This is a genomic window from Dietzia sp. oral taxon 368, from assembly GCF_002999155.1.
In the GTDB taxonomy this organism is placed as follows: domain Bacteria; phylum Actinomycetota; class Actinomycetes; order Mycobacteriales; family Mycobacteriaceae; genus Dietzia; species Dietzia cinnamea.
In genome coordinates, this window is the sequence record NZ_CP027238.1 from 227,203 (window position 1) to 245,682 (window position 18,480).

General features: G+C 70.8%; 20 protein-coding genes. 9 read left to right on the forward strand and 11 right to left on the reverse strand.

Going from position 1 to position 18,480, the window contains the following annotated elements:
* Nucleotide 1 precedes the first annotated feature (1 nt).
* The 4 genes from rpmG to C3V38_RS01140 all read left to right on the forward strand — a co-directional run bounded on the left by rpmG (nucleotide 2) and on the right by C3V38_RS01140 (nucleotide 1,844).
* Nucleotides 2-166 carry a 50S ribosomal protein L33 gene (gene rpmG, locus C3V38_RS01125; RefSeq protein ID WP_007632789.1) on the forward strand — a complete coding sequence of 55 codons (165 nt, stop codon included), beginning with the start codon at nucleotides 2-4 and terminating at the stop codon, nucleotides 164-166.
* Between the two features lie 3 nt (nucleotides 167-169).
* On the forward strand, nucleotides 170-475 hold the full coding sequence (gene rpsN / locus C3V38_RS01130) for a 30S ribosomal protein S14 (RefSeq protein WP_007632790.1): 306 nt from the start codon (nucleotides 170-172) through the stop codon (nucleotides 473-475).
* Nucleotides 476-485: 10 nt separating this feature from the next.
* Nucleotides 486-743 carry a 30S ribosomal protein S18 gene (rpsR, locus tag C3V38_RS01135; RefSeq protein WP_007632792.1) on the forward strand — a complete coding sequence of 86 codons (258 nt, stop codon included), beginning with the start codon at nucleotides 486-488 and terminating at the stop codon, nucleotides 741-743.
* A 162-nt stretch (nucleotides 744-905) separates the two neighbouring features.
* Nucleotides 906-1,844 carry an AEC family transporter gene (locus C3V38_RS01140; protein WP_061229041.1) on the forward strand — a complete coding sequence of 313 codons (939 nt, stop codon included), beginning with the start codon at nucleotides 906-908 and terminating at the stop codon, nucleotides 1,842-1,844.
* Nucleotides 1,845-1,869: 25 nt separating this feature from the next.
* Here C3V38_RS01140 and C3V38_RS01145 read toward each other — a convergent pair whose 3' ends face one another.
* From C3V38_RS01145 to C3V38_RS01185, 9 genes are all read right to left on the reverse strand, one after another.
* A complete protein-coding gene (locus C3V38_RS01145; RefSeq protein ID WP_232302967.1) occupies nucleotides 1,870-2,565 on the reverse strand; it encodes a CPBP family intramembrane glutamic endopeptidase in 696 nt (231 codons plus the stop codon).
* 101 nt (nucleotides 2,566-2,666) lie between these two features.
* Entirely contained in the window at nucleotides 2,667-3,350 is a 684-nt protein-coding gene (locus C3V38_RS01150; RefSeq protein ID WP_007632798.1) for a 3-oxoacid CoA-transferase subunit B, read from the reverse strand.
* Complete coding sequence (locus tag C3V38_RS01155; protein WP_106384924.1) at nucleotides 3,350-4,126, reverse strand: CoA transferase subunit A; 777 nt, start codon at nucleotides 4,124-4,126, stop codon at nucleotides 3,350-3,352. The genes C3V38_RS01150 and C3V38_RS01155 overlap by 1 nt, the downstream gene beginning before the upstream one ends.
* A 32-nt stretch (nucleotides 4,127-4,158) precedes the next feature.
* The gene (locus tag C3V38_RS01160) at nucleotides 4,159-5,808 is read right to left on the reverse strand and encodes an AMP-binding protein (RefSeq protein WP_106384925.1); all 1,650 of its coding nucleotides are present in this window, start codon (nucleotides 5,806-5,808) and stop codon (nucleotides 4,159-4,161) included.
* Between the two features lie 86 nt (nucleotides 5,809-5,894).
* Nucleotides 5,895-6,758 (reverse strand): CoA ester lyase, encoded by an 864-nt coding sequence (locus C3V38_RS01165; RefSeq protein WP_106384926.1) that lies wholly within the window; start codon nucleotides 6,756-6,758, stop codon nucleotides 5,895-5,897.
* On the reverse strand, nucleotides 6,755-7,264 hold the full coding sequence (locus C3V38_RS01170) for a MaoC family dehydratase (protein ID WP_106384927.1): 510 nt from the start codon (nucleotides 7,262-7,264) through the stop codon (nucleotides 6,755-6,757). Before C3V38_RS01170 ends, C3V38_RS01165 begins: the two co-directional genes overlap by 4 nt.
* A complete protein-coding gene (locus tag C3V38_RS01175; protein WP_106384928.1) occupies nucleotides 7,261-8,406 on the reverse strand; it encodes an acyl-CoA dehydrogenase family protein in 1,146 nt (381 codons plus the stop codon). The genes C3V38_RS01170 and C3V38_RS01175 overlap by 4 nt, the downstream gene beginning before the upstream one ends.
* A complete protein-coding gene (locus C3V38_RS01180) occupies nucleotides 8,399-10,486 on the reverse strand; it encodes an acetyl/propionyl/methylcrotonyl-CoA carboxylase subunit alpha (RefSeq protein ID WP_106384929.1) in 2,088 nt (695 codons plus the stop codon). Before C3V38_RS01180 ends, C3V38_RS01175 begins: the two co-directional genes overlap by 8 nt.
* 8 nt (nucleotides 10,487-10,494) lie before the next feature.
* A complete protein-coding gene (locus tag C3V38_RS01185; protein ID WP_106384930.1) occupies nucleotides 10,495-12,069 on the reverse strand; it encodes a carboxyl transferase domain-containing protein in 1,575 nt (524 codons plus the stop codon).
* 754 nt (nucleotides 12,070-12,823) lie between these two features.
* Here C3V38_RS01185 and C3V38_RS01190 point away from each other — a divergent pair.
* Nucleotides 12,824-13,114 carry a DUF1540 domain-containing protein gene (locus C3V38_RS01190; RefSeq protein WP_007629396.1) on the forward strand — a complete coding sequence of 97 codons (291 nt, stop codon included), beginning with the start codon at nucleotides 12,824-12,826 and terminating at the stop codon, nucleotides 13,112-13,114.
* 31 nt (nucleotides 13,115-13,145) lie between these two features.
* Here C3V38_RS01190 and C3V38_RS01195 read toward each other — a convergent pair whose 3' ends face one another.
* On the reverse strand, nucleotides 13,146-13,823 hold the full coding sequence (locus tag C3V38_RS01195) for a hypothetical protein (RefSeq protein WP_106386316.1): 678 nt from the start codon (nucleotides 13,821-13,823) through the stop codon (nucleotides 13,146-13,148).
* Nucleotides 13,824-13,970: 147 nt separating this feature from the next.
* Between C3V38_RS01195 and C3V38_RS01200 the strand changes: the two genes are divergently transcribed.
* The 4 genes from C3V38_RS01200 to C3V38_RS01215 all read left to right on the forward strand — a co-directional run bounded on the left by C3V38_RS01200 (nucleotide 13,971) and on the right by C3V38_RS01215 (nucleotide 17,778).
* Nucleotides 13,971-15,437 carry an amidase gene (locus C3V38_RS01200; RefSeq protein ID WP_106384931.1) on the forward strand — a complete coding sequence of 489 codons (1,467 nt, stop codon included), beginning with the start codon at nucleotides 13,971-13,973 and terminating at the stop codon, nucleotides 15,435-15,437.
* A gap of 123 nt (nucleotides 15,438-15,560) precedes the next feature.
* Entirely contained in the window at nucleotides 15,561-15,992 is a 432-nt protein-coding gene (locus tag C3V38_RS01205; protein WP_106384932.1) for a GntR family transcriptional regulator, read from the forward strand.
* A complete protein-coding gene (locus tag C3V38_RS01210) occupies nucleotides 15,989-17,005 on the forward strand; it encodes an ATP-binding cassette domain-containing protein (protein WP_106384933.1) in 1,017 nt (338 codons plus the stop codon). The genes C3V38_RS01205 and C3V38_RS01210 overlap by 4 nt, the downstream gene beginning before the upstream one ends.
* Entirely contained in the window at nucleotides 17,002-17,778 is a 777-nt protein-coding gene (locus tag C3V38_RS01215; RefSeq protein ID WP_129591150.1) for a hypothetical protein, read from the forward strand. Before C3V38_RS01210 ends, C3V38_RS01215 begins: the two co-directional genes overlap by 4 nt.
* An 85-nt stretch (nucleotides 17,779-17,863) precedes the next feature.
* Here C3V38_RS01215 and C3V38_RS01220 read toward each other — a convergent pair whose 3' ends face one another.
* Nucleotides 17,864-18,331 (reverse strand): Lrp/AsnC family transcriptional regulator, encoded by a 468-nt coding sequence (locus tag C3V38_RS01220; RefSeq protein ID WP_106384935.1) that lies wholly within the window; start codon nucleotides 18,329-18,331, stop codon nucleotides 17,864-17,866.
* Nucleotides 18,332-18,480 lie beyond the last annotated feature (149 nt).

The following is an 18,480-nucleotide window of genomic DNA, read 5'->3' on the forward strand; positions in this document are numbered from 1 at the left end:
GATGGCCCGTAACGACATCCGCCCCATCATCAAGCTGAAGTCCACGGCCGGCACCGGGTACACCTACGTGACCCGCAAGAACCGTCGTAACAACCCGGACCGCATCGTCCTCAAGAAGTTCGACCCGGTCGTCCGTAAGCACGTCGAATTCCGAGAGGAGCGCTGACCCGTGGCCAAGAAGTCCAAGATCGCGCGCAACGAGCAGCGCAAGGCCAAGGTCGCCCGGTTCGCCGAGCGCCGCGCCGAGCTCAAGGCAATCATCAAGAACCCGGAGACCACGGACGAGGCCCGTCTCGAGGCCCAGACCGCTCTCAACAAGATGCCGCGTGACGCCTCGCCCGTGCGGGTGCGCAACCGCGACGTCGCCGACGGCCGCCCGCGCGGCTACATCCGCAAGTTCGGCCTCTCCCGCGTCCGTATGCGCGAGATGGCCCACCGGGGCGAGCTCCCCGGTGTCACTAAGTCGAGCTGGTGAGTAGGTAACCATGGCTAAAGCACGTAGCACCCCGTCCAAGAAGATCCGTGCCCAGGAGGGCCGTCGACCCAAGAAGAACCCGTTGAAGGTCGCGGGTATCGAGACGGTCGACTACAAGGACGTCAACACCCTCCGCACGTTCATCTCCGACCGCGGCAAGATCCGTTCGCGCCGCGTCACCGGCCTCACGCCGCAGCAGCAGCGTCAGGTCGCCGTCGCGGTCAAGAACGCCCGCGAGATGGCCCTGCTGCCGTTCACCAGCCGCTGAGTCACAGCTCGGCGCGGTCGAACCGAACCGCCCGTCCCGCCCGCGGCGCCTAGCCGCCGACTCAGGCAACAGCAACCCGATCGGGGTCGTGTCTCCTTTTCGAGAAGGAGCGCACGACCCCGATCGGCGTTACCGCCCCTCCCCCGATCTAGGAGTCCGCCAGTGGCCGGCGTCCTCAACGGCTTCGCCGTCATCGTCGCGCTCGTCGCGCTGGGTTGGTTGCTCGCCCGGACCCTGGTCCTCGGCACGGACGCGCGCCTGGTGCTCAACCGGCTCGTCTTCTTCGTCGCGACGCCGGCACTGTTGTTCGACTCCCTCTCCCGCACCACCCTCGACCAGGTCTTCACCGGCGTGTTCGTGGTGTCCGCGGTCTCGGCGATCATCATCGCCGCCCTCTACATGGTGATCGCCCGGCTCTGGCTCAGACGCCCGGCCTCCGATCTGGTGGTGGGTGCGCTGTCCGCCGGGTACGTCAACTCGGCCAACCTCGGCATCCCGATCGCCCTGTACGTCCTCGGCGACCTGGGTTTCGTCATGCCGCTGCTGCTCTTCCAGGTGGTGGTGCTGCAGCCGATCGCCATCGCGGTGCTGGAGCGGGCCGCCCGCGCGGAGGGCGCGGAAAGCGGGGGCGGTGCACTCGGCGCGCTTCTCCAGTCGGTGAGGTCGCCCATCGTCCTCGCCGCGCTCGCCGGCGTCGTCGTGGCCGCGCTGCCCTGGACGCCGTCCGATTCCCTTCTGGAGCCGGTGCACCTCGTCGGCCAGATCTCCGTGCCCGGCGCCCTGCTGGTGTTCGGGATGTCGCTCTACGGCGTCAAGGTCCTCGAGGCCGGCGCCTCCCCGCGGCGGGAGATCTTCCTCGCGAGCGGGCTCAAGCTCATCGCCCACCCGGTGCTGGCGTACGCGATCGGTGTGTGGGTGCTGGGCATGCGGGACCACGAACTCCTCACCGTCGTCGTCGCCGCCGCGCTCCCCACCGCGCAGAATGTGCTGGTGGTGGCCACCCGCTACGGACATGGGACGCTGCTGGCCCGCGACTCCGCGGTGTTGACGACCCTCGGCGCCCTGCCCATCCTGCTGCTCGTCTCCGCTCTCCTCGCCTGAAGGCGCCCGCCGCGGCCAGTCGCGGTCAGGCGGCGCCGGCCGCTGCCAGCACCCCGGCGAACACGGTCGCGTTGTTCACGCCGTGCAGTACCATCCCTGGCACGATCGAGCGGTACCACTCCGCCATCGCGCACAGGGAGACCCCCAGGACGAACAGGTACGGCAGCGCGGGCGGCATCAGATGCACCACCGCGAAGACCGCCCCGGCGAGCGTGATGCCGGCGCCGGCCCGAAGCCTCGCGCGCACGGCGGGCAGCACGACGCCGCGGAAGACGACCTCCTCCGCGACGGGGACGAGCACGGCCACGGTGAGCAGTCCGAGCACCGCGAGGACTGGCCCGCCGGCGATGAAGTCGGCGGCGATCGCGTGTCCGCCCGGGTCGTCCGCCTCGTCCGGCCCGGCGCCGAGCGGGAGGAGCACGAGCATCGACGCGGCGACGCCGGCGGCCGTCACCGCCGGGATCTGCCACGCCAGATGCCACGGCGAGCGGTCCGGCCGCCGCAGCCCCACGTCCGCCCAGGCGAGCCCCCGGCGTCGGAGGAGATGGACCCGCACCGCGCCGAGCGCGGCCACCGCGGTGCCGGCCAGGACGACGAGGGCGAGGCTCGCGGGCTCGGGTCGGCCGGCGCCCGTGGCGCGCACGGCCAGGAGTCCCAGGATGACGACGACGACGAGGACCGCCACGTAGCCGAGCACCCACGCCAACGCCGACAGCGCCACCCGGCCGCGGACCGGTGTGGTCCACAGTCCGGGGGCGCTGTGGCCGCGTGGGGCACGTCCGGGCGGGGGCCCGGTGTGCGGTCGGCGGTGCGGTGGCGTCGTCACTTCAGGTGGTCGGCCACCCTGAACGGGGCGTCGGTGGCGGCGGTGATCTGCTCGAGGGTCACGCCGTCGACCAGTTCGATGAGCGTGAGCCCGTCGGCGTCGCGGTCGAAGACGCCGAGTTCAGTGATGATCCGGTCCACGCAGCCCAGGCCAGTGAGCGGGAGGGTGATCTCGGAGACGATCTTCGACGAGCCGTTCTTGGCGACCTGGTCCATGACCACGACGATGCGGCGCGCGCCCACCACGAGGTCCATGGCGCCGCCCATGCCCTTGACCATCGCCCCGGGCACCATCCAGTTGGCGATGTCACCGGCCGGGTTGACCTCCATCGCCCCGAGGATCGCGACGTCGATCTTGCCGGAGCGGATCATGCCGAAGCTCGTCGCGGAGTCGAAGATCGCCGACCCGGGCAGGGTCGTGACGGTCTCCTTGCCGGCGTTGATGAGATCCGGGTCGACATGGTCGGGGTGCGGGTACGGCCCGATACCCAGCAGCCCGTTCTCGGACTGCAGGGTCACCGTCACCCCCTCGGGCACGTAGTTCGGCACCAGGGTCGGCAGGCCGATCCCGAGGTTGACGTACTGGCCGTCCTCCAGCTCCAGGGCCGCGCGGGCGGCCATGGCCTTGCGGTCCCGGCCCAGCCGGGCGGGGGTGGACTCCGGCGTGGCGGCGGTGCTCATCAGGGCTGTCCTTCCGAGGGCGGGTTGGTGGTCATCTTCTCGATCCACTTGGTCTGCGCGACCTGCTCCGGGGTCAGCTCGACCAGCCGGTGCACGAAGATCCCGGGCAGGTGGATGTCGTCGGGCGCGAGCTCGCCGACCTCGACGACCTCCTCTGCCTCGACGATGCACACGCGCCCGGCCATCGCGGCCAGCGGCGAGAAGTTGCGGGCGGTGAGGTTGAACCGCAGGTTGCCGCTGCGATCGGCCACCGCGGCCCGCACCAGCGAGTAGTCCGCCTCGATCGCCTGCTCGAGCACGTACGTCTCGCCGCGGATCTCGCGGGTCTCCTTGGGCGGGGACGCCACCGCCACGCCGCCGTCGGAGTCGTACTTCCACGGCATGCCGCCGTCGGCGACGAACGTCCCCACGCCCGTGCGGGTGAAGAACGCCCCGATCCCCGAGCCGCCGGCCCGCATCCGCTCGGCCAACGTCCCCTGCGGGGTGAGCTCCACCTCGAGCTCACCGGCCAGGTACTGCCGGGCGAACTCCTTGTTCTCCCCCACGTAGGAGGAGACGATCCGCCGCAGCTTGCCGGACTCCAACAGGATCCCCAGACCCTTGCCGTCGACACCGGCGTTGTTGGAGAACACTTCGAAGTCCCCCACGTCACGCGCGGCGAGCGCCTCGATGACGATCTGCGGGATCCCGCACAGGCCGAACCCGCCGGCGGCGATCGACGCCCCGTCGGGGATGTCCGCGACGGCCTCCGCCGCGGTCATGAGTTTGTTGGACATTCACGCACTCCTTGGATTGGACGGGCGGTCGGTCAGGCGATGCCGAGGATCTCGACGGCGGTCTTGCGCATGTCGACCTTGCGGACCTTGCCGGTCACGGTCATGGGGAACTCGTCTACGACGTGGACGTACTTGGGGATCTTGTGCCGGGCGAGCTTGCCGGTGGCGAACTCGCGGACCTCGTCGGCGGTGAGATCGTCGCGTCCGGGCTTGAGCCGGACCCACGCCATGAGTTCCTCGCCGTACTTGGGGTCGGGCACACCGATCACCTGGGCGTCGAGGATGTCCGGGTGGGTGTAGAGGAACTCCTCCACCTCACGCGGGTAGATGTTCTCGCCGCCCCGGATCACCATGTCCTTGATGCGGCCGGTGATCTTCACGTACCCGTCGGCGTCCATCTCGCCGATGTCGCCGGTGTGCATCCACCCCGCCTCGTCGATGGCCTCGGCCGTCTTGTCGGGCTGTTCCCAGTACCCCAGCATGACGCTGTAGCCCCGGGTGCAGAACTCGCCGGCCTCCCCGCGCGGCAGGGTCTCCCCGGTCGAGGGGTCGATGATCTTGATCTCCAGGTGCGGGCCGACCCGGCCCACGGTGGACACGCGCCGGTCGAGGGAGTCGTCGGCGCGGGTCTGTGTGGACACCGGCGAGGTCTCGGTCATGCCGTAGCAGATCGACACCTCGTCCATGTTCATCCGGTCGATCACCTGACGCATGGTGGCCTCCGGGCACGGCGAGCCGGCCATGATGCCGGTGCGGAGCGTCGACAGGTCGTAGGAGTCGAAGTCCTCGAGCGCGAGCTCGGCGATGAACATCGTCGGCACGCCGTACAGGCTCGTGCACTTCTCCTGCTCCACCGCCTTCAGCGAGGCGACCGGGTCGAACGCGGGCGCCGGGATGACCATGCACGATCCGTGGGTGGTGCACGCGAGGTTGCCCATCACCATGCCGAAGCAGTGGTAGAAGGGCACCGGGATGCACACCCGGTCGACCTCCGAGTAGCTGATGAGCTCACCGACGAAGTACCCGTTGTTGAGGATGTTCGAGTGCGAGAGCGTCGCCCCCTTGGGGAACCCCGTGGTGCCGGACGTGTACTGGATGTTGATCGGGTCGTGGTTCGTGAGCCCCGCCCGGATCTCCGCGAGGACGTCGGCGTCGGTGGGACCGGAGACCATCGACTCCCACTCCTCGTCGCCGAAGAGCACCACCAGCTCGAGGTCCGGGCAGTTCGGCTGCACCTGCGCGAGCATCCCGGTGTAGTCCGAGTCCTTGAACTGCGGGGCCGCGATGACCGCCTTGATCGCGGCCTGCTTGAGGACGAACTCGAGCTCGTGGACGCGGTAGGACGGGTTGATGTTGACCAGCACCGCGCCGATCTCGGCGGTGGCGTACTGGACCATCACCCACTCCCACCGGTTGGGCGACCAGATCCCCACCCGGTCCCCGGCGCGGATCCCGAGACGGTGCAGGCCCGAGGCGAGCCGGCGCACGTCGGCGAGGAACTCGCTGTAGGTCCAGCGCCGGCCGGCATGCACGTCGACGAGCGCGTCGCGGTCGCCGAACTCCTCGACGGTCGCCGCGAGGTTCTCGGGGATCGTCTGGGTGAGGAGGGGGACGTCGGTCTCCCCGCGCGTGTGCGACAGCGCGGGGTCGAGGGGGGTGGCATCGAGATCGGTGGTGGTCATCTCGCTACTCCTTGAGGGCGGGGCCGGGCGGCCCACGAAAAGGGAACTGCGGTGTCAGGTGGCGGCGGTATCAGGTGGCGGCGGTTTCAACTGGCGGCCGCGGCGCGACGCATCGTCGCCTCGGCCTGGCGGAAGACGGGACCGTCGACCATGCGACCGTCCAGCTGGAACACGCCCTGATTGTGCTCCGCGGCGGCGAGTACCTTCCGGGCCCAGGCCACCTCGTCGTCGTCGGGCGCGTAGGCCTGTCGCACCACCGCCACCTGGGACGGATGGATGCAGGCGGTACCCACGAACCCCAGCGCGACGGCGTCGAGGGCCTCGGCGCGCTGACCGGCCTCGTCGCCGATGTCGAGGTGGACGGAGTCCACCGCCCACCGACCGAACGCGGCCGCGGCGAGCGCGACCCGCGCGCGGGCGTGACGCGGCACGTCGCGGTACTCGCCCGCCGCGCGGGGGCCGCCCGCCTCGGCGGTCGAGAAGCGGCTGGTCGAGCCGCCCATCGCGGCGAGCAGATCCTCGGCGCCCCACATCATCCCGGTGCACCCGGGCGCGGAGGCGATCTCCTCGGCTCGGACCACCCCGAGCGGCGTCTCCACGAGCGCGAGGACCGCCGCCCCGGTCGCCGTGTGGACGTCGGTCACCTGGGCGGCCGACTCGCTCTTGGCGAGCATGATGCAGCGGTACCCGGTCTCCGCGACGGCCTCGAGGTCCGCCGCGTGGTCCTCGGTGCCCACCGGGTTGACGCGCACGATCGTGCGCTCAGGGTCCAGTGCCGAGGCGCGCAGGGCGTCCCGGGCGGCCGGGCGGTCGGCCGGCGCGACGGCGTCCTCGAGGTCGAGGATCACCACGTCCGCCCGGTCGGCGGCCTTGCCGTAGCGCTCAGGCCGATCGGCCGGGCAGAACAGCAGCGCGGGCCCGGGCGGGACCCAGGTCGGGGCGGGGGTCATGCCGTCCCCTCCCCCGCCGGCCGCTTGCGCACGAGGGTCTTGCGGACCGCGCGCGCCACGATGTCGCCGTGCTGGTTGCGGCCGATGTGCTCGAGCGTGACGATGCCCTCGCCCGGCCGCGACTTCGACTCGCGCTTGTCCGTGCAGACGGTCTCCGCGTAGAGCGTGTCACCGTGTAGCACCGGCTTGGGAAAGCTCACCTCGGAGAAACCGAGGTTCGCCACGATCGTCCCCTGCGTGAGCTGCGCGACCGACAGGCCGACGAGCGTGGACAGCGTGTGCATGGAGTTCATGAGCCGCTCCCCGCCGAAGCCGGGCTGCTCGGCCGCCCACGCCGCGTCCAGGTGGAGCGCCTGCGTGTTCATCGTCAGCGTGGTGAACAGGACGTTGTCCGCCTCGGTCATCGTGCGGCCCGGGCGGTGCAGGTAGGCGGTGCCCACCTCGTACTCCTCGAACCACAGGCCGCGCTGGACGATCTCCTTGCGTTCCGGTCGCTGCGCGCTCATAGCCCGAGCCCCCGGGCGATCAGCATGAGCTGCACCTCCGTGGTGCCCTCGCCGATCTCGAGGATCTTCGAGTCGCGGTAGTGCCGCGCCACCGGGTATTCGTTCATGAAGCCGTAGCCGCCGTGGATCTGCGTGGCGTCGCGTGCGTTGTCCATGGCCGCCTCCGAGGCGACCATCTTGGCGATGGCGGCCTCCTTCTTGAAAGGCTTGCCGGCCAGCATGAGGCGCGCGGCGTCGTGGTAGGCGCAGCGGGCCGTGTGGGCGCGGGCCTCCATACGGGCGATCTTGAACGAGATGGCCTGGAACTTGCCGATCTTGCGGCCCATCGACTCGCGCTCACGCGCGTACTTCACCGACTCGTCGACGCAGCCCTGCGCGGCACCGGTCGCCACGGCGGCGATCGCGATGCGGCCCTCGTCGAGGATCGACAGGAAGTTCGCGTACCCGCGGCCCTCCTCACCGAGCAGGTTCTCCACCGGCACGCGGGCGTCGGCGAACGTCAGCGGGTGGGTGTCCGAGGAGTTCCAGCCGACCTTGTCGTAGGCCGGCTCGGCGGTGAAGCCGGGGGTGCCGGCCGGGACGATGATCGTCGAGATGGCCTTCTTGCCGTTGTCCCGCGTGCCGGTCACGGCCGTGACGGTGACCAGCGACGTGATGTCGGTCCCCGAGTTGGTGATGAACTGCTTGTTGCCGTTGATCACCCACTCGTCGCCGTCCCGCTTGGCGGTGGTCTTGGTGGCGCCGGCGTCCGATCCCGCGCCGGGCTCGGTGAGGCCGAACCCGGCCAGCTTCCGGCCGGCGGCCAGGTCGGGCAGCCACTTCTCGCGCTGCTCGTCGGTGCCGAAGTGGTAGATGGGCATGGCGCCCAGTCCCACGCCGGCCTCGAGGGTCATGGCCGTGGACTGGTCCACGCGGCCCAGTTCCTCCAAGGCCAGCGCCAACGCGAAGTAGTCGCCGCCCATCCCGCCGAACTCCTCGGGGAAGGGCAGACCGAACAGGCCCATCTCGCCCATCTGGGCCACGACCTCGTACGGGAAGGTGTGATTGCGGTCGTGCTTGGCGGAGGCCGGGGCGACCACCTTGTCGGCGAAGTCGGCGACCGTCGACTTGAGGTCCGCGTAGTGCTCTTCCAACTCAGGCATCGCCTGCTCCTTCGGATTCATCAGTGGAGGGGTGGGGCTCGACGGTCGCGAGCAGGTGGTCGGCGGGCACCTGCTCGCCGGTGGTGACATGCACCCGGACCACGCCGTCGATCGGCGCGGTGAGCGAGTGCTCCATCTTCATGGCCTCGACGGCCAGGATGTTCTGCCCGGCCGTGACCTCGTCGCCGTCGGAGACGAAGCAGGCGATCACGGAACCGGGCATGGGGCTGAGGATCTGGCCGTCCGCCGCCCCGGCGTCGTGGATGCGCGAGTCGATGAGCGGCAGCAGCCGCAGATCCCAGGTGCCACCGTCGCCGGCCACCCAGAACGTGTCCGACGCCTTCGGGTCGCGCGAGCGCACGACGGTCCATCGCTGCTGCGTGCCGTCGACCGTCAGCCTCAGGGCGGCGCCGTCGCGCGCGACCCGGGCGTGATGGCGGGCCGCGACCCTCGGCTCCTCGGTGGAACCGATGGTGGCGTCGGTGATGGTCACCTCGGCGTCGTCGGGCGTTCCCTTCAGTCCCACGGTGACGGCCTCGGAGCCGGCCCCGGAATTGAGCCGCGTCCACACCTCCGCCCGGCCGCCGATCCGCCAGCCGTTGGGCACGTCCCACGGACCGCGGCGCCGCGCGGGCACCCGGGCCCACCGCTCCTCGGTCCGGTGCATCGCCACGGCGACCAGCGCTCCCTCGGGCGCCGGGGTCGCGACGTAGTCGTCGACCGACCGATCGAGCAGACCCGTGTCGAGGTCCCCCGCGATCACCTCGGGGCGGGAGAGCAGGAAGCGGCAGAAATCGACATTCGTCCGCAGGCCCAGCACGTGGGTCCCGGCCAGCGCCGCGTCGAGCCGGGCCAGCGCCTCGGCCCGGTCGGCGCCGTGGGCGATGACCTTCCCGAGCATGGGGTCGTAGTCACTGCCGACGACCGTGCCGACCCGCAGCCCGGAGTCCACGCGGATCCCGTCCCCGGACGGCTCCTCGAGGCCGAGCACCGTGCCGCCGGTGGGCAGGAAGCCCCTCGCCGGGTCCTCGGCGTACACGCGCGCCTCGATCGCGTGTCCCGTAAGGGTGATGTCGGACTGGCGCAGCGTCAGCTCCTCGCCCGCGGCGATGCGCACCTGCCAATCGACGAGGTCCACGCCGGTGACCATCTCGGTGACCGGGTGCTCGACCTGGAGGCGGGTGTTCATCTCCATGAAGAAGAACTCGTCCGGGGCGTGGGCCGAGACGATGAACTCGACCGTGCCCGCGCCCACGTAACCCACCGACCGCGCCGCGTCACACGCCGCCTGACCGATCCGCTCGCGGGTCGCCTCGTCGAGCAACGCGCTGGGCGCCTCCTCGATGACCTTCTGGTGGCGCCGCTGCAGCGAGCACTCGCGCTCACCCAGATGGATGACGTTGCCGTGGGTGTCCGCCAGGACCTGCACCTCGATGTGGCGCGGGGTGTCGACGAACCGCTCGAGGAACAGGGTGTCGTCGCCGAACGCGCCCGCGGACTCCCGCCGGGCGGACTCGAGCGCGGCCGGCAGCTCGGCGGGATCGGAGACGCGGCGCATCCCCTTGCCGCCTCCACCCGCAGAGGGCTTGACGAGGACCGGGTACCCGACCGCCTCCGCGCCCGCGATGAGCTCGTCGTCGGTCAGGCCGGGCCTGGAGACCCCCGGCACGGTGGGCACGTCACGCTCCGACACCGCCGCCTTGGCGGTGATCTTGTCTCCCATGGTCTCGATCGCCGACGCCGGCGGCCCGATGAAGATCAGGCCCGCCTCGTCGAGCGCGCGCGCGAACCGCGCGTTCTCCGACAGGAAGCCGTAGCCCGGGTGCACAGCCTGCGCGCCGGTACGGCGGCAGGCGTCGATGACCTTGTCGATGTCGAGGTAGGACTGTGTGGCCTGCGCCGGTCCCAGGCGGACCGCGGCGTCGGCCATGCGCACGTGCAGCGCGTCGGCGTCGGCATCGGAGTAGACGGCGACCGAACGGATCCCGGCCGCCCGCAGCGAGCGGATCACGCGGCACGCGATCTCACCCCGGTTGGCCACCAGGACGGTGTGGAGTTTCTGTGACAGTTTCTCTGACATGGCGCTGCTCACATCCTGAAGACGCCGTTGTTGACCGGCTCGAGGGGGGCGTTGGCCGCGGCCGCGAGGGCCAGGCCGAGGACGGTACGGGTGTCGGCGGGGTCGATGATCCCGTCGTCCCACAGGCGGGCCGTCGAGTAGTACGCCGTCGACTGCTCGTCGAACTGCTCACGGATCGGGGCCGTGAACTCGGCCTGCTGCTCGTCCGTCCACTCCCCTCCCGCCTTGGTCACCTGCGCGGCGCGCACCGAGGCAAGGGTGTTCGCCGCCTGCGGGCCGCCCATCACGGCGATGCGCGCGTTGGGCCACATCCACAGGAAGCGCGGCGAGTAGGCGCGGCCGCACATCGAGTAGTTGCCGGCGCCGAACGACCCGCCGACGACGACGGTGAACTTGGGCACCCGGGCACACGCGACCGCGGTGACCATCTTGGCGCCGTTCTTGGCGATGCCCCCGGCCTCGTACTGCCGGCCCACCATGAAGCCCGTGATGTTCTGCAGGAAGACAAGAGGGATCTTGCGGCGGTCGCACAGTTCGATGAAGTGCGCGCCCTTGAGCGCGGACTCGGAGAAGATGACGCCGTTGTTGCCGATGATCCCCACCGGGTGCCCGTGGATGTGGGCGAACGCGGTGACCATCGACGTGCCGTAGTTCTCCTTGAACTCCGTGTACTCGCCGCCGTCGACGATGGTGCCGATGATGTCGCGGACGTCGTACGGCTTGCGGGAGTCGACGGGGACGAGGTCGTAGAGGTCGCTCTGGGGGCGCGCGGGCTCGCGGGGCTCGAGCACCTCCCAGTCCGGCTCGGGGGCCGGCGGGCACGTGGCGACGATCTCGCGGACCTTCATCAGTGCGTCGTAGTCGTCGTCGGCCAGGTGGTCCACGACACCCGAGGTCTTGGCGTGCAGGTCGCCGCCGCCGAGCTCCTCGGCGGTGACCTCCTCGCCCGTCGCGGCCTTCACCAGCGGCGGCCCCGCGAGGAAGATGGTGCCCTGGTTGCGGACGATGACGGCCTCGTCGCTCATCGCCGGCACGTAGGCGCCACCCGCGGTGCACGAGCCCATGACCGCGGCGATCTGCGGGATGCCCTTGGCGGACATCGTGGCCTGGTTGTAGAAGATCCGGCCGAAGTGGTCGCGGTCCGGGAAGACCTCGTCCTGCTGCAGCAGCATGGCCCCGCCCGAGTCCACGAGGTAGATGCACGGCAGGTTGTTGGCCAGCGCCACCTCCTGGCCGCGCAGGTGCTTCTTGACGGTCATCGGGTAGTAGGTGCCGCCGGAGACCGTCGCGTCGTTGGCGATGATCAGGCACTCACGGCCGGAGACCCGCCCGATCCCGGCGACGACACCCGCAGCGGGCGCCTTGCCGCCGTACATCTCCTCGGCGGCCAGGGGCGAGAGCTCGAGGAACGGGCTGCCCGGGTCGAGCAGGACGTCCACGCGCTGCCGGGCGAGGAGTTTGCCCCGCTCGAGATGGCGCGCGCGGGCCTTCTCCCCGCCGCCCTGCGCGGCCCGCTCGAGGCGCTCGCGGAGGTCGGCGAGCAGTTCCTCGTGGGCCTGGCGATTGGTGGTCGCGGAAGTCATCAGCGCCGCTCCCTTTCAGTTAAGTCGGATTAACTGAAAACGACGATAGTGCCGCGGCTCACAAAAGTCCAGAGCTGCCGGCGGTTGGCCCGGGACAACTTGGCGCGACTCGAGGGCAGCCGCGCGGCACCGGCCCGGACAGCCCCCGCGACCGGCCGAGTCGCAGCCGCGCGCGGCCAGCCCGGCCACAGCCGCGCGCCGCCTGCACAGACAGACCCGCGGCCGGCCCGGGTACAGCCGCACGCGGCCATGGCGTCTCGCGCGCCCCGATGCGCAGGCCGGACGCCATGCCGAGGGGCGGCGATGGCTCAGCCGTGCATCCGCAGGGGCAAGGCGCCATGCAAGGGAGCGGACGTCAGGAGCGAGACGCCATGGAGAGGAGCGAGGCGCCAGGCACAGGAGCGGATGCCAAGAGCGGCGCGGCGGGAGCGCGGGCGAGACGCCGCGAAACGGGGCGAGACGCCAGGCACAGGAGCGGCCGCATCCATTGCGAGCCCCCGGCGGCGCGGCGGCGAGTTCCGGCCGAACGACGGGCGAGTTCCGGCCGGACGGCGAGGGGCGGGCCTGCCCCGAGACGAACCCGGACAGAGCGATCACGGAATGCCGTGAGAACATGCCATCTGCCACATACGTGCAGGTAGAGAGCTTAGGCTTGCCTGAATTAGCACAGCCTCAACTTGCTTGCAAGCCCGCACCGTTCGGTGTTGACTCTGAGGCATACCGCCCAGTCACAGCCACACGAGGAGCGATCGTCATGGCCACTCTCACCGGAATCAGCACCTGCACCGTCACCGCGTGCTCGTTCAACAGCGATCAGAGCTGCAACGCGGGCGCGATCACCGTGGCGGGCGCCCCCGACCACGCCGAGTGCGGCACCTTCATCTCGCTGGACGTCCGCGGCGGCCTGCCCACCGCGAGCGCTCACGTGGGCGCCTGCCAGCGCGTCGAGTGCACCTACAACAAGGACCTGCTCTGCTCCGCGGAGTCGGTCAAGATCGGCGCCGGCGCCGACACCGCCGACTGCCTCACCTACACCCCGGCTTGACCGGCGTGGTGCCGCGCCGGCGAATCGCCTCTCAGCTGGCGCGGGCCACGTACTGACCCATCTCGCGGACGACGTCGTTGACGCACTCCGCCCGGGTCACGAACGGCAGGTGGATGACATCGGCATCGGTGCCGAGGGCGGTCAGCAGATGCAGACCGTCGGCATCGACGCCCAACACATACGGCGGCTGAGCTGGGTCCCCGGACCCGGCCAGCATCGCCAGGTCAGAGCCGAAGCGCGCCCGGATCTCGTCCGCGAGACCGGGCGTCTCGCATGCCAGGGGGTCCGACGGGACTGCGTCCAGATGGGCCGCGTCGACCGTGCCCTCATGCCCCAGCCGGCGCACGTTGACCTCACCCAGCTCGATCTCGATCTCGACGATCCAGCCCTCGCCCTGACGCGCCGCGCGCGCCACCCCGAAGCCGTAGAGGCTCGCCACGTGGACCTTGGCCTCGACGATCGGGGCGAACTCGTCGATCATCACCACGACCTCGACCGAGTCGCCGGGCGCGACCATCAGGCCGGACCAGGGCGCCGGGGTCCCCGTGACGACGATCGTCCCCTCCCCGATCCAGCGATGCCCCGCCGAGACCATCACGTCCGAGCGATCCTTGGTGCCGCGAACGGCGACGGTGGCGATGCCCGATCCGTCGAGAAGACGACGCGCGCCCGTGGTGACCGGATTCGACACGATCGGGTGCGCTGTCATCGATGAGACCTCCAGATTCGGATCCTGATGCGAGTACCGCATTAGGTGATCCTTGCCTTAGTTAGCTCCTCCTAAGATCCACGGCCGCGCAGGATCTGTCAAGAGGTGGACACGAAATTCCAGCCCGCACCGCCCTACAGTGGGGGCGTGACCGACGCCACAGACCCGGCCGATCCGGCAGCCGACCCGTCCGTCGGCCCACGGCGACGGCACGCCTTTCGCGACGACGCGCTCGGTTACGACGACGCCACGGCCCTGGCGGAGAGGGTGCGAAGGCGCGAGGTCTCGCCCACCGAACTCCTCGAGGCGGCGATCGATCGCTGCGCAACGGTGGACCCCGCGCTCGGCGCTCTCGTCCACACCGATTTCGACCGCGCCCGCGCGCGGGCCGCCCGGCACGATTCCTCCGAGCTGTCCGCCCCGTTGGCCGGCGTCCCGAGCGCGTTCAAGGACGCCGTCCGGGTGGCCGGTTCACCCATGCGGATGGGCTCGCTCGCCGTGCCCGCCACCCCGGCCCTGCGGGACGGCCCCTACGCGCCGCTGTTCCGCGCGACGGGACTCAACCCGGTCGGGACCACCGCGATGCCACCGTTCGGCTGGACCGCCGCCACCGAGAGACAGGGCGGGCTGGTCACCCGGAACCCCTGGAACACCGGCCGGACCAGCGGCGGCTCCTCGGGCGGATCCTCCGCCCTCGTCGCCGCCGGCGCGCTGCCGATCGCCCACGCCAACGACGGCGGCGGATCGATCCGCATCCCGGCCGCGGTCACCGGGCTCGTCGGCTTCAAACCGAGCCGGGGCCGACACCCCGACGAGTCGTTCTCCGCCTCCATGCCCATCAAGCTCATCTCCCAGTCGGTCGTCACCCGGTCGGTGCGGGACACCGTCGCCTTTCTTACGGCATTCGAGTCCGCGTATCGCACGGTCGGCGTCCCGCCGATCGGCCACGTCCGTCGCGCGCCGCGGCGGCGCCTGCGGATCGGGATGGTCGAGACGAGCCCTGCCGGCGGGCCGACCGACGCCGCGGGCCTCGCGGTACTGCGGCAGACCGCCGAGAGACTGTCCGCACTCGGCCACGAGATCATCCCCGCGGCCGCGCCCGTCGCCGCGTCGTTCCGCGACGACTTCATCGCCTACTGGGGACTACTCGCACTGAGCACCGCCGCGGGCGGGAAGCGCCTGTTCGACCCGCTGTTCGCCCACGACCGGCTCGACCCGTTCACCCTCGGACTGGCCGCGATGGCCAGGCGGAACCTGCCGACCCTGCCCCTCCGACTCGCGCGGCTGGCCAGAGTTCGCCGCCGGTTCGACGCGAGCTTCGGTGACCTCGACCTCTACCTCAGCCCGGTGGTGGCGCACGAGACCCCGGAGGTCGGATACCTGGACGCCGACCAACCGTTCGAGACCCACCTCGAGCGGGTCTCCGACTGGGTCACCTTCACCCCGCTGCAGAACGTCGCCGGCTCCCCCGCCGTGTCGCTGCCCACGGGCCGGGCGCCGGACGGCATGCCGATCGGCGTCCACCTCTCGGCACGCCGCGGGCACGACCGCGTCCTCCTCGAACTGGCCTCCGAGTACGAGGCGGCCCACCCCTTCGCCCGCATCTGGGACTGACGGCCCCGCCCCGCGGCCACAGCCCCGCGCCCGCACCGACAGCCGAAGCGGCCATTGACGTCGGCGCAGGTCAAATGGTTCACTAGTTGAGTAACTAACCCACCAACCCGAGGGGACGCCCAGGTGGACGACGGCAGACCGCTCTTCGTGCAGATCGCCGAACAGATCGAATCGTCGATCCTGGACGGCTCTCTCACCGAGGGCGAGCGTGCGCCGTCCACGAACGAACTCGCCGCCTTCCACCGCATCAACCCGGCGACGGCCGCCAAGGGGATCAACCTCCTGGTCGACCGCGGCATCCTGACCAAGCGCCGCGGACTCGGCATGTTCGTCACGCCCGGGGCCCGCGACCTCCTACACGCGGAACGACGACAGCGGTTCACCGACGACGTGGTGGCCGCGATGGTCGCCGAGGGCCGCGCCATCGGGCTCGACGTCGAGGAGATCGTCGACATGGTCCGCGCCGCCTACTCGCACACCGACACATACCCGCACCCCGACACGTTCTCGCGCTCCGCCGCACACCCCAGCCCACCCAAGGAGAGGGCGCAATGACCAACGCCATCGACATCACCCATCTCTCGCGCCATCACCGCGACGCCACGGCCCTCGACGACGTGACCGTCTCGTTCGAGGCAGGAGTCATCCACGGCCTGCTGGGCCGCAACGGCGCCGGCAAAACCTCGCTCATGTCGATCGCCTCCGGCCAGGACTGGCCGAGCACCGGCGACGTCCGCGTGTTCGGCCTGCGTCCCCACGAGAACGAGCAGGTGCTCCCCCGCATCTGCTTCGTCCGCGAGGACCAGCGCTACATCGAGGACTCCTTTGCCCGGCACGCGTTCAAGGCCGCGGCGATGGCCTATCCCAACTGGGACGCCGACCTCGCCGAGCGCCTCGCCGAGGACTTCCGCGTCCCCGCCCGGACGCGGATCAAGAAGATGTCGCGGGGCCAGCGCTCCGCCGTCGCGGTGATCCTGGGAATCGCCTCGCGCGCGGACGTGACCTTCTTCGACGAGCCCTACATGGGCCTCGACGCGGTCGCCCGCCAGCTGTTCTACGACCGTCTCCTGCAGGACTACACCGAGCATCCCCGCACGCTCATCCTGTCCACGCACCTCATCGACGAGCTCGCCCACCTCCTCGAGAACGTGGTGGTGATCGACCGGGGCCGGATCCTGCTCGACGAGCCCGTCGAGTCGCTGCGCGGGCGGGCGGTCACGCTGGTCGGCCCCGCCGACGCCGTGCGCTCGCTGGCGGGATCGCGGCGGGTGCTCCACTCCGAGTCGATGGGGCGGACCCTCCGGGCGACCGTCCTGCGCGCCCCGGGCCAGACCGAGGGCCCCTTCGAGGACCAGCGCGCGCGGGCTGACGGCGTCGAGGTCCTGCCCGTCTCGCTCCAGCAGCTGATCGTCCACCTGACGTCGGCGGGCGCCTCGTCGTCGTCGCCCTCGTCGTCGTCCTCTTCACCGCAAGCACCGTCACCACCGCCACCACCGTCACTGACCGGACCGGGGCCCGACGTCCCGGCCGTCACCACCACCGGACCCAGCTCGGAGGTCTCGTCATGATGTCCGCCACCGCCGAGGCCGCCGCCTCCACCGGCACCACCACGCCGTCCGCCACCTCCTCACGGATCCTGTCCGCGTTCCGGCTCCAGTTCATCGTGCGAAGCAACTTCGTCGTGGTGCCGGTGATGGTCTTCCTGTTGTCGTGGGCGGTGTCCGTGGGCATCACGTTCTGGATCGCCGCGATCGCCGACGGCCGCACAGCAGGCGAACCGATGTACAGCGGAGCCGCCCAGTCCGCGATCTGGACGCTCGGATTCATGGCCGCCTACACGGTCACCCAGACCATGCCGTTCGCGATGGCGTTGAGCTTCAGCCGGCGCACGTTCGTCCTCGGCGCCTACCTGGCGTTCGCGGTGGTGTCGGCGGCGTTCGGCGTCGCCTTCATGGCCGGGACCGCGATCGAGCGGGCCACGGACGGGTTCGGCATCCACGCCTACCAGTTCGACCTGCCGTTCATCACCGGCAGTCACGGCCTGGCGGGTGCGGGCCTGCTGGCCGGGACGCTCACCCTCGCCGTGATGCTGGTGGGCTTCCTCGCGGCCGCGGCGTTCCGGCGCCTGTCCCTCATCGGATTTTGGACCGCGGTGATCGCGGTCATCGCCGGCCTCGCCGTCGCGCTGCTGCTGGCCGTGCAGAACATCGGCTGGCCGCGGATCGCCGAGTGGTTCGCGGCGCAGACCGCCCTCAGCGCGAGCGCCTACCTGATGGTCGTCGCCGTGCTCGCCGGCGCCCTGGCCTACCTGGTCCTGCGGCGGGACACCCCGGCGAGCTGAGCGTGGCGCGCGGGCGGGCGGGTGCTCGCGCGCGGGCGGGCGGGTGCTCGCGCGCGGGCGGGCGGGTGCTCGCTCGCCCCGCGGCTCAGTCGCCGAGCAGCTGCGTGGCGCGCGGCCCCACGCGCTGACGCAGGATCACCTCGGTGCGCGTGCGGAGAACCCCCGCGGTCGAGATGATCGCGCTGAACACCTCCTCGAGGTGCGCGTGGTCGCGGGCCACCACTCGGCAGACGAGGTCGAACTCCCCCGCCACGCTCATCACCTCGAGCACCTCGCGGACCTCGGCCAGGCCCGCGCACGTCGACTCGAGCTCCGCCTGCGCCAGCTGGATGTGGACCAGCGCGCCGAGCGGGTAGCCGAGCGCGGCGGGGTCGAGCCGGGGCGCCCAGGAGGCGAGGACCCCGCGGGCCTCCAGCTTGTCGAGCCGCGCCTGCGCGGTGCCCCGGGCCACCCCGAGCCGTCGGGAGAACTCGCGGACGCCGACCCGGGGGTCGGCCATGACCACCCGGAGAAGGCGTCGGTCCGTATCGTCCAACTGCGGTGCGTGTTCCATGTGTCCACGGTAGACGACGACGAGAGGGCAACTGGCCCAGTTGGTTTAGGAACCGGTGCTTCCGGTTGTGCAGAGTGTGCGCCCGATCGATGGCCGCGTGACGCGACTCACATTCGGCCCTAGCCTGAGGGGGAGACCTACGACGTCAC

Bases quoted from the DNA above. Each gene is read 5' to 3' on its own strand.
- rpmG (WP_007632789.1), top strand. From the start codon at position 2: ATGGCCCGTAACGACATCCGCCCCATCATCAAGCTGAAGTCCACGGCC.
- rpsR (WP_007632792.1), top strand. From the start codon at position 486: ATGGCTAAAGCACGTAGCACCCCGTCCAAGAAGATCCGTGCCCAGGAG.
- C3V38_RS01150 (WP_007632798.1), bottom strand. From the start codon at position 3,350: ATGAGCACCGCCGCCACGCCGGAGTCCACCCCCGCCCGGCTGGGCCGG.
- C3V38_RS01155 (WP_106384924.1), bottom strand. From the start codon at position 4,126: ATGTCCAACAAACTCATGACCGCGGCGGAGGCCGTCGCGGACATCCCC.
- C3V38_RS01160 (WP_106384925.1), bottom strand. From the start codon at position 5,808: ATGACCACCACCGATCTCGATGCCACCCCCCTCGACCCCGCGCTGTCG.
- C3V38_RS01165 (WP_106384926.1), bottom strand. From the start codon at position 6,758: ATGACCCCCGCCCCGACCTGGGTCCCGCCCGGGCCCGCGCTGCTGTTC.
- C3V38_RS01170 (WP_106384927.1), bottom strand. From the start codon at position 7,264: ATGAGCGCGCAGCGACCGGAACGCAAGGAGATCGTCCAGCGCGGCCTG.
- C3V38_RS01175 (WP_106384928.1), bottom strand. From the start codon at position 8,406: ATGCCTGAGTTGGAAGAGCACTACGCGGACCTCAAGTCGACGGTCGCC.
- C3V38_RS01180 (WP_106384929.1), bottom strand. From the start codon at position 10,486: ATGTCAGAGAAACTGTCACAGAAACTCCACACCGTCCTGGTGGCCAAC.
- C3V38_RS01185 (WP_106384930.1), bottom strand. From the start codon at position 12,069: ATGACTTCCGCGACCACCAATCGCCAGGCCCACGAGGAACTGCTCGCC.
- C3V38_RS01190 (WP_007629396.1), top strand. From the start codon at position 12,824: ATGGCCACTCTCACCGGAATCAGCACCTGCACCGTCACCGCGTGCTCG.
- C3V38_RS01195 (WP_106386316.1), bottom strand. From the start codon at position 13,823: ATGACAGCGCACCCGATCGTGTCGAATCCGGTCACCACGGGCGCGCGT.
- C3V38_RS01210 (WP_106384933.1), top strand. From the start codon at position 15,989: ATGACCAACGCCATCGACATCACCCATCTCTCGCGCCATCACCGCGAC.
- C3V38_RS01215 (WP_129591150.1), top strand. From the start codon at position 17,002: ATGATGTCCGCCACCGCCGAGGCCGCCGCCTCCACCGGCACCACCACG.
- C3V38_RS01220 (WP_106384935.1), bottom strand. From the start codon at position 18,331: ATGGAACACGCACCGCAGTTGGACGATACGGACCGACGCCTTCTCCGG.